The 7,019-nt window shown below is 62.9% G+C and carries 12 protein-coding genes and 1 pseudogene; 4 read left to right on the plus strand and 9 right to left on the minus strand.

Going from position 1 to position 7,019, the window contains the following annotated elements; translation table 11 throughout:
- Positions 1-149, plus strand: a pseudogene (locus tag AC1DIO_RS34810) (IS481 family transposase); the annotation flags it as partial.
- Between the two features lie 72 nt (positions 150-221).
- Here the strand turns inward: AC1DIO_RS34810 and AC1DIO_RS34815 are convergent.
- Both AC1DIO_RS34815 and AC1DIO_RS34820 read right to left on the minus strand, forming a co-directional pair.
- Positions 222-1,556: an IS1182 family transposase gene (locus AC1DIO_RS34815; RefSeq protein WP_476854903.1), complete on the minus strand. Its 1,335-nt coding sequence runs from the start codon at positions 1,554-1,556 to the stop codon at positions 222-224.
- 55 nt (positions 1,557-1,611) lie between these two features.
- The gene (locus tag AC1DIO_RS34820; protein ID WP_441638061.1) at positions 1,612-1,890 is read right to left on the minus strand and encodes a hypothetical protein; all 279 of its coding nucleotides are present in this window, start codon (positions 1,888-1,890) and stop codon (positions 1,612-1,614) included.
- A gap of 440 nt (positions 1,891-2,330) precedes the next feature.
- Here AC1DIO_RS34820 and AC1DIO_RS34825 point away from each other — a divergent pair, with 440 nt between their 5' ends.
- The 3 genes from AC1DIO_RS34825 (at position 2,331) to AC1DIO_RS34835 (ending at position 3,351) form a co-directional block, all read left to right on the plus strand.
- Positions 2,331-2,699, plus strand: coding sequence for a hypothetical protein (locus AC1DIO_RS34825; protein ID WP_476854904.1), 369 nt, complete (start codon positions 2,331-2,333; stop codon positions 2,697-2,699).
- A 65-nt stretch (positions 2,700-2,764) separates the two neighbouring features.
- The gene (locus tag AC1DIO_RS34830) at positions 2,765-3,019 is read left to right on the plus strand and encodes a type II toxin-antitoxin system HicA family toxin (protein WP_476854905.1); all 255 of its coding nucleotides are present in this window, start codon (positions 2,765-2,767) and stop codon (positions 3,017-3,019) included.
- Positions 3,016-3,351 (plus strand): type II toxin-antitoxin system HicB family antitoxin, encoded by a 336-nt coding sequence (locus tag AC1DIO_RS34835; protein WP_476769046.1) that lies wholly within the window; start codon positions 3,016-3,018, stop codon positions 3,349-3,351. Before AC1DIO_RS34830 ends, AC1DIO_RS34835 begins: the two co-directional genes overlap by 4 nt.
- 344 nt (positions 3,352-3,695) lie before the next feature.
- Here the strand turns inward: AC1DIO_RS34835 and AC1DIO_RS34840 are convergent, their stop codons facing one another.
- The 7 genes from AC1DIO_RS34840 to AC1DIO_RS34870 all read right to left on the minus strand — a co-directional run.
- On the minus strand, positions 3,696-4,100 hold the full coding sequence (locus tag AC1DIO_RS34840; protein WP_476769047.1) for an SDR family oxidoreductase: 405 nt from the start codon (positions 4,098-4,100) through the stop codon (positions 3,696-3,698).
- Positions 4,049-4,399 (minus strand): SDR family NAD(P)-dependent oxidoreductase, encoded by a 351-nt coding sequence (locus AC1DIO_RS34845; RefSeq protein ID WP_476833230.1) that lies wholly within the window; start codon positions 4,397-4,399, stop codon positions 4,049-4,051. The genes AC1DIO_RS34840 and AC1DIO_RS34845 overlap by 52 nt, the downstream gene beginning before the upstream one ends.
- 21 nt (positions 4,400-4,420) lie before the next feature.
- Entirely contained in the window at positions 4,421-5,311 is an 891-nt protein-coding gene (locus AC1DIO_RS34850; RefSeq protein ID WP_476854909.1) for a cyclase family protein, read from the minus strand.
- The gene (locus AC1DIO_RS34855; protein ID WP_476854906.1) at positions 5,196-5,771 is read right to left on the minus strand and encodes a hypothetical protein; all 576 of its coding nucleotides are present in this window, start codon (positions 5,769-5,771) and stop codon (positions 5,196-5,198) included. The genes AC1DIO_RS34850 and AC1DIO_RS34855 overlap by 116 nt, the downstream gene beginning before the upstream one ends.
- 173 nt (positions 5,772-5,944) lie before the next feature.
- Complete coding sequence (locus AC1DIO_RS34860; protein WP_476833232.1) at positions 5,945-6,067, minus strand: hypothetical protein; 123 nt, start codon at positions 6,065-6,067, stop codon at positions 5,945-5,947.
- Complete coding sequence (locus tag AC1DIO_RS34865) at positions 6,064-6,399, minus strand: hypothetical protein (protein ID WP_476854907.1); 336 nt, start codon at positions 6,397-6,399, stop codon at positions 6,064-6,066. Before AC1DIO_RS34865 ends, AC1DIO_RS34860 begins: the two co-directional genes overlap by 4 nt.
- A gap of 419 nt (positions 6,400-6,818) precedes the next feature.
- Positions 6,819-7,019 (minus strand): hypothetical protein (locus tag AC1DIO_RS34870; protein ID WP_476854908.1); only part of this gene is annotated, 201 nt, incomplete at its 5' end.

Below are 7,019 nucleotides of genomic sequence, written 5' to 3' on the forward strand. Positions count from 1 at the left end.
TGGTCTTCGTTACCGCCTACAACTTCGCCAAGCATCTCAAGGCGCTGCGATGGCGAACGCCCTATCAGGCCATCTGCGACGCCTGGATCAGTGACCCGTCACCCTTCAAAATCAATCCGCACCATCTCATCCCGAGACCGCACACCTAGGAGCCCGTCCGAGTAACGATTTTGGGGCGATTATGACGGGAAGGCTGGGCGCGAGATTTCGGTGCCCGGTCGTCATCTTGAGGCTTTTGCAAGCTTCAGGAGGTTGTGAGCGGTACAGATCATTGCCCATTCGCCTCGGACCTGATCGAGACCGCGCAGGAGCAACTGCCGGAAGCCTCTGGCTTGCTTGATCTGCCCGAACACCGGCTCGACCACCTGCTTCCTGAGGCGGTAGCGGCTCCTGCGGCCAGCCCGCTTCAGCCGTGCGGCCATAGCGCTCATCAAGGGCATCTTCGTCAGTCTACGGCGCCCGACCGCGTTCCCCTCGCCGTGGCGCGCACGGCCTGGGGCGAGGTAGCCCGCAATCCCTCTCTCCTTCAACGCGGCCAGGTTCACCTCGCTGGCAAAGCCCGCATCGCCCGAGACCTCACGCGGCTTGCGCCCAAGATGGACGCGGACATCGTCGATGAGCGGCACGAGGGCGCGATAGTCGGCGGAGTTGGTCACCAACCGGTGGGCCACGATGATCTGATGGGCGGCATCGACCGCGATCTGGCCATTGTAGCCCTGCACGAACCCGTCGCGCGTGGGCAGGATGCGGCTGTCCTGGTCGGTGATGTTGCGCTGCGCCCGGTCGGGCGGTCCACCGTCCTCGCTCCGCAACGCCCGGCCCTGCCAGCGCATGCCCGACGATGCGCCTGGTCCGCTCTCGTCCTCCGGATCCGGCGGATCGGCAGCCTCTGCCTCCAGCGTCTCCTTGGCAGCTCGGATCCTCTCCAGCCGACGCTGTTTGTCGGCCATCCAGTCCGGTGTCTCGTCCCCACGTCGGTCCGCGCCATGAACCTGATCCTCGGTCGCGTCGGTGTCGCGCGCCTGATCGAGCCATTGTGCAACCTCGGCGGCCAACGCAGGCTCCGTCGTCTTCATCCKCCCGTAGCTCATGGCCTTATGGCGCGAGGCGTTCGCCTTCAGTTTGGTCCCGTCGACCGCCACGTGTGCGAACTCGACCAAACCTGCCGCCCGGCACAGACGCAGCACCTGCACGAATAGGTCCGATAGGACCACGAGGTGGCGCTTGCGGAAGTCGGCGATGGTCCGGAAGTCCGGCCGGTTCAGGCCGGTCACCGCCATGACGTCGACCCGCTCCTCGCAGGCGCGGGCGAGTTGACGCGAAGAGTACAGGCCACGGCTGTAGCCATAGAGAAGCAGGGCCACCATCATGCCGGGATGGTAGGGCGGATAGCCGCGCTCCTCGGTGTAGCTGTCGATAATAGCCGAAAGGTCGAGCCCTTCGCGCACCGTGTCACGGACGAAATGCGCCATGTGACCGGGCGGCACGAACTCATGCAGCGAGGGCGGCAAAAGCCAGCCCTGATCGACATCCCAAGAGCGAAACACTTTGGCCATGAGCCAGTGAATCATCCCGAAGCCACCCCGTCCAGAGGATTACTCGGACGGGCTCCTAGTTCAACCGCATCCGACTGGCTGCTTTCGGACATAGCAATTTGAACTGCGCGATCAGCGGCGGATTACCAGAAGCGCAGGAAACGTCGGCTTTTGGTCGAAGCGGAAATTTCAGATGGCGTGGCGCTTGGGAACCGTACTGGAATTCAAGCAAGCCAGCAGGGCAGTTCGCCATCGCAAGAAGTTCCACGTCGCTCTCGGTCTTGAGATGGCGCGCCACGCACTGGCTGATGCCTGACTTGCTGCCGGGAGGCTTGATTCTCGCCGCCTGGGTCACGCTCGCAGTAGTCCTGAAGATCCGCTTTCGTAACGATGCCCTTGATCATTGAGGTTCTGGTGTCGATGCCCTCTCGCTCGACGATGGTTCCATTCCACAAAGCGCAAGAGGCAAGTGGGAAATCCCCGGCCGCTGTTGCTGGAGTTGCTACCATTCCATTCGAAATAGCGACTGCGACCAGAACCATTCCCAAGGCGCGCATCATGCTGCTTCCTGTGGGCGTGAACATGTTTGGGGCGAGACCATAATCAGATCGCCTGCGGGCATCAAACGGCACGAAAACCCGCGTCCGACGCGGTGCCGGCGCCTGGATTTTGCCGCGTGAGCCGGCACGTCGTCCCGGCGCAGAGTGCTCACATTTCGCCGGGTGCGGCCGGCTAGTTCCTGCTAGAATTGCGCACCAATCGCGCATGTCGCGCGCGGGCGCTGGAGGGACCGCCGTGAGGCAAAGGAACCTGCTCAACGCCCGCGATCGCCTCGGCGCATCGATCATCGAAATCGTCGCCGCCGATGACGCAGAGCACGGCCCGGAGGTGATCGAGCAGTTGCGGCTCAAGAACGTCGCCGCCTACGCCCGCCTGGTCAGCGATCTGGCGCATTTCAGGAAGCTGGCGACGGAGCGGAACACGCAGACCCGACGGAAGCCGCGGGCGCTCCGGATGGAGCAGGCGAAGGAGACGGCAAAACAAGCCGCGGAGCTACCCGGTGACAATGCCATTATCTGCAATCCAGCCGGACCCTGCCGAGGCAGCAGATCAGGGCAAAGGCATCGTCCATCAGCGCCATTCAACCGAACTTTTTTTTCATGAAGCCCCGGCGGCTTTCACGCAAGCACCGCCTTGCAAATGGTACTGAGTATCGGTACTAATTTCGCATGAAGAAGCGGCACAAAGCCACGCTGGATCTGAGCTACGCCCGGCCCGTAAATGGCTCTATCCGATGGGCCGATATGGAAGCTTTATTCGTGGCGCTTGGCGCTGAGGTCAGCGAGGGAGAAGGCTCGCGGGTAGGTGTCTTCCTCTTTGGAGAGGTGCGCGTTTTTCATCGCCCGCACCCTTCGCCGGATACCGATAAAGGCGCTGTCGCCAGCATCCGCAAATGGCTTGATGAGAACGGAGTGAAACCATGAAGAACGTGATTGAGATCGACACTGAGAAAGCTGTCCTGACGTTCGACCCTGAAATCCGGATGTTTCGCGGCGAGTTCCTCGGCTTGAAGGGTGGGGCCGACTTTTACGCCGAAAGCGTGCAGTCCCTGATCGAGGAGGGCCGCAGGTCTCTGGCCGTCTTTCTTGAAATGTGCCGGGAGAAGAACATCGAACCGCACCGAAACTTCTCCGGGAAGTTCAACGTGCGCCTCGATCCTCACGATCATGCGGCGGCGGTCATTGCAGCAGCGGCCCAAGGCAAGAGCCTCAATGAATGGGTTGCTGGGGCCATCAAGGAGGCCGCTGCTGCGTAATTACTTCCTTAGCAGCCTTGGATCCCAATCGCCGTGGCGGCTCTTGCCGTCTTTCTCATAGCGCCACGAGTTTTCCCTGAGCTTTGTAGACGGCGAATCCTCGTCGCCGTAGTGCGCCGACGCCCGACGCTTCACCCGCCCAAAGGGGCATGCAAACCGCCAGAAACAAACTCACAGCTGGATAAAACCTGGGGGCAACGTCAATGCGGATGGAGCCCGGACATTCATCAAACCGCTGCGGCCAACCGGATGCACCAAGACTTGCTGTCGGGGAACTTCCACAATGCTGACATTCAGCCTGACCAGATGGCGAACTTGCAATCCAGCCGTTTCATAGTCTGCCTTCAGCTACCTGCTGCGCCGACGGTCATGCCACCGCAGACATAGAGAGTCTGCCCGGTCACGAAGCCGCTGCGGGCGTCGAGCAGGAAGGCGGCCGCGTTGGCGATATCTTCCGGCTCTCCCATGCGCCCCACCGGTAGGGCGTCGAGGATGGCTTGTGTCGCCCGGCTTCCCGGCGGATTGGCGCGCTCGAACAGCTCCGTGCGGATCGGCCCGGGCCCGATGCTGTTGGCGGTGATGCCGTGGCCGCCCAGTTCGAGCGCCCACACCTTGGCCATCCCGATGAGACCCGCCTTGGTCGCCGCATAGACGCTGCGCCGTTCCTTGCCGAGCGCTGCCCTTGACGCGATGTTGACTACCCGGCGAAATCGGCCTGCTTCATCCCCGGCAGGAGCGCCTGCAGGCATTGCAGGCTGCAACGCAAGTTCAGCGAGACGGCGAAGTCGAGATCGGCGAAACTTTGCTCTTCGACCGGTCCCGGTCGCACGATGCCGACATTGTTGACGAGCCGGGTGATCGGCCCGCCCCGCAAGGCGGCCGAAAGTGCGGCGGCCGTGGACTCGGGATCTGACAGGTCAGCCTGGATGCCGTCGCCGTCGCGGTCGATCCCGATGACCTCGTAGTCTTCGGCCCGGCAGCGTTCGGCCGTGGCGCGGCCGATGCCGGCGGCCGAGCCGGTGATGAGGACGCGTTCCTTGCTTGGCATCAGGATGGCCTTGTCTCTGGTTCAGACAGTCGCGATCGGCGTCACCGGCGAGCCGACCGCACCCGGCAGACGCAGCGGCGGCGCGGTCAGCAGGAAACGCGACCGTCCATGTTCGCGCAACCATGCGGCCAGCGGCGTCAGGTGCCACAGCTCGCCGAGCGGTATCCCGTTCTTAAACAGGCAGTGCTCATGCAGTGGCAAGCTCGAGCAGCAGCGCTCGGCGCCAGTGGTCGCGGGTACCACCTCGACGGCAAAATTGTCGGCCGCGATGGCGGCGACGCCGCTCGCGCTGATCCACTCCAGTAAGCGCCGATCGCGACCGTTCAGGACGCAGCAGGTTCCGAGCAGGATGGCGGGATCCGGCGCGGCCATATCGAGCACGCACTGTGCAAAGCCGGTGTGGAGGCAAAGCACGTCACCGGCCTCGACCGTCACGTTATCGGCCAGCAGGACCGACATCAGGTCGTCATAGCCGACGAGCCGGCGCTCATCCCCGAAATGGGCGCGCAGATCCACCATCACGGCGCGACCCTGGATGCCGTGGGCGGCCATGTTCTCGATACCCAGCGCACGGGCGCTGGATGTACTGGCCTGACCGCCGGGCCCTGCATCGCCGACCTCTATGGGGCCGATAATCTCGATGCCAGCCCGGAAGCCGTTATAGTAGACGCGCTCGGCAATGCCGTCGCCATCGGCGTCGAACTGGGCGCCGACATGGGCGAAACTGTCCCATTGCGTCGAATATTGCAGATAAAGGATCGCCAGATCGTCGTTGAAAACGTCGGTGCAGTCGCTCTCATCGCCGACAAGCACGCAGTTGAAATTGGGTCGGTTGTCCCGGATCGTCGGACGCAACGCCGGCGGGTAGCGGCGCGGGCTCAGGATGTTGCCGCCCGGCCGGTCGAGCGGCAGACTCAGGCAAAACGATATTCCTTCCGTCGCCTCGGCCAAACCTTGCAGGCGCTTCTCGCGCGTGATCAGGTTCAGCCGGCCGAGCTGATCGTCCGGCCCGAAATCGCCCCAGTTCGAGCCATACGGCCGGCGCTTCCAGCGCTGATTTGTCATGCCCCCCTCCGGTCGGGCGCTCGCGGCCCGTTTGCGGAAGCGCCACCGTCGCAGCCGCGAGGTCGCCACGCAACGTCTTTGCATAGGACTTGAAGTCGACCTCCAGCGCATAGCGGGCGGCTTCGAGATAGGTTCGCCGCTGTTCTTCGCGATGCGCGGCGATCTCGGCGCGCTGGTGGTGCGGCGACGGCAACGTGACGACACCAGCAAGGATGGCCGCAATCCAGCGCGACTGCATCTCGACCAGCGGAATCGTCGGCCCGATCGGCTGGACCAGCCCGGCGAACAGCAGGCCCGGATGCTCCACGCTGCGATCCGCCGATAATGCGCGTGCGTAGCCTCGCCGTCACCGGCGATCTCCGCTCCGACGAAGGGAAAGCTAAGTCCTATAGCCGGTMGCGTAGATCACGGCATCGAAGTGCCGGCGGGACTCGTCGGCGAAGACGATCTCCTCGCCGGCTAGTTTGGCGATGTTCGGCTTCATCCCAATGCGGCCATGCCCGATGGCTGGCAACAGAACCGGTCGTTGCGCCCCAAGTCGCGCTTGTCGAACACGTCGACCTTCAGGCCCTTCCGCTTCAGGAACTCAAGGCTCACGCTCACGGGCGCGTCTCCATGCACTGCGCGACCTCGACCTCTTCCATCTTGCCGTTGAGTAGGGCCCAGCGCTTCATGTCGTCCTTGAACGTCAGGGTTGGCAGCTTCGCGTCAGGCGGTTTGAGGAAGTAGACGCCCGCAGAGTAGGCGCGTGTGTGCCCCTTCATCGTCACCAGCACTCCTGCCGGACCACTCTTTATGTAGTCGATCTTGACTGTGCCCGTCTTCGGGAACTGGCAGGTGATCGTCTTGCCAGACGGTGCTGCGTAAGAGGCGGTTTGGCTGCTGAGAGCGGCTATCAGAGCAACTGTAGCGGTGGTCAGACTAGTGGTTCTCATCCGGGTGCCCTCCATGCCTGCCCAACTCACCAAGGCGCTGACCGCAAAGGATATATAGGATTTATCTTTTCTGCTTTGCCCTCGTTCCGTTCGCGAATGGGAGCGAGCCGACCACGTCCTTGAAGTGAGCGAGCATAGCGCGCTCCGTCGCAAGAGGTTCCGTCCTGTCCGCTGAGTGTTTGTTTCTTAACGTAGTTTTTTTGACAGTCCGCATATGCCCCACTAGCTCGCCGTCGCCGATCGCCCTCGCGGCCACCCGCTTGCGATCCTTGGCTTCGACCCAGGCTTCCCAGTGCGGCCACCACGAACGCGGATGCTCGTGGGCTGACTCAAGCCAAAGAAGGCGCCGCGAGCGGCGAACCTCTAAAGGGCGATATCGTTGCCGGTCGGCGGCGGGATCTTCCGCTTCCGAACCATCCTTAGGGGACCTTCGACGATGCATGCAATGGGGGCTTGATGGCCTGAGCGACCGCTGCGGCGATCTTCTGCGCTACGCCACTTTCGAGATCGATGATGTTCCCGGAATGCAGGTCGGCCTCGTAAATAGCGGACCAGCGAATGGCGGCCGTTTCTCCATCTACGAGCCGGCTGGTTATTCTGAGCTTGTTATCGGCAGCACG

Source organism: Allobosea sp. 05T439, assembly GCF_056396005.1.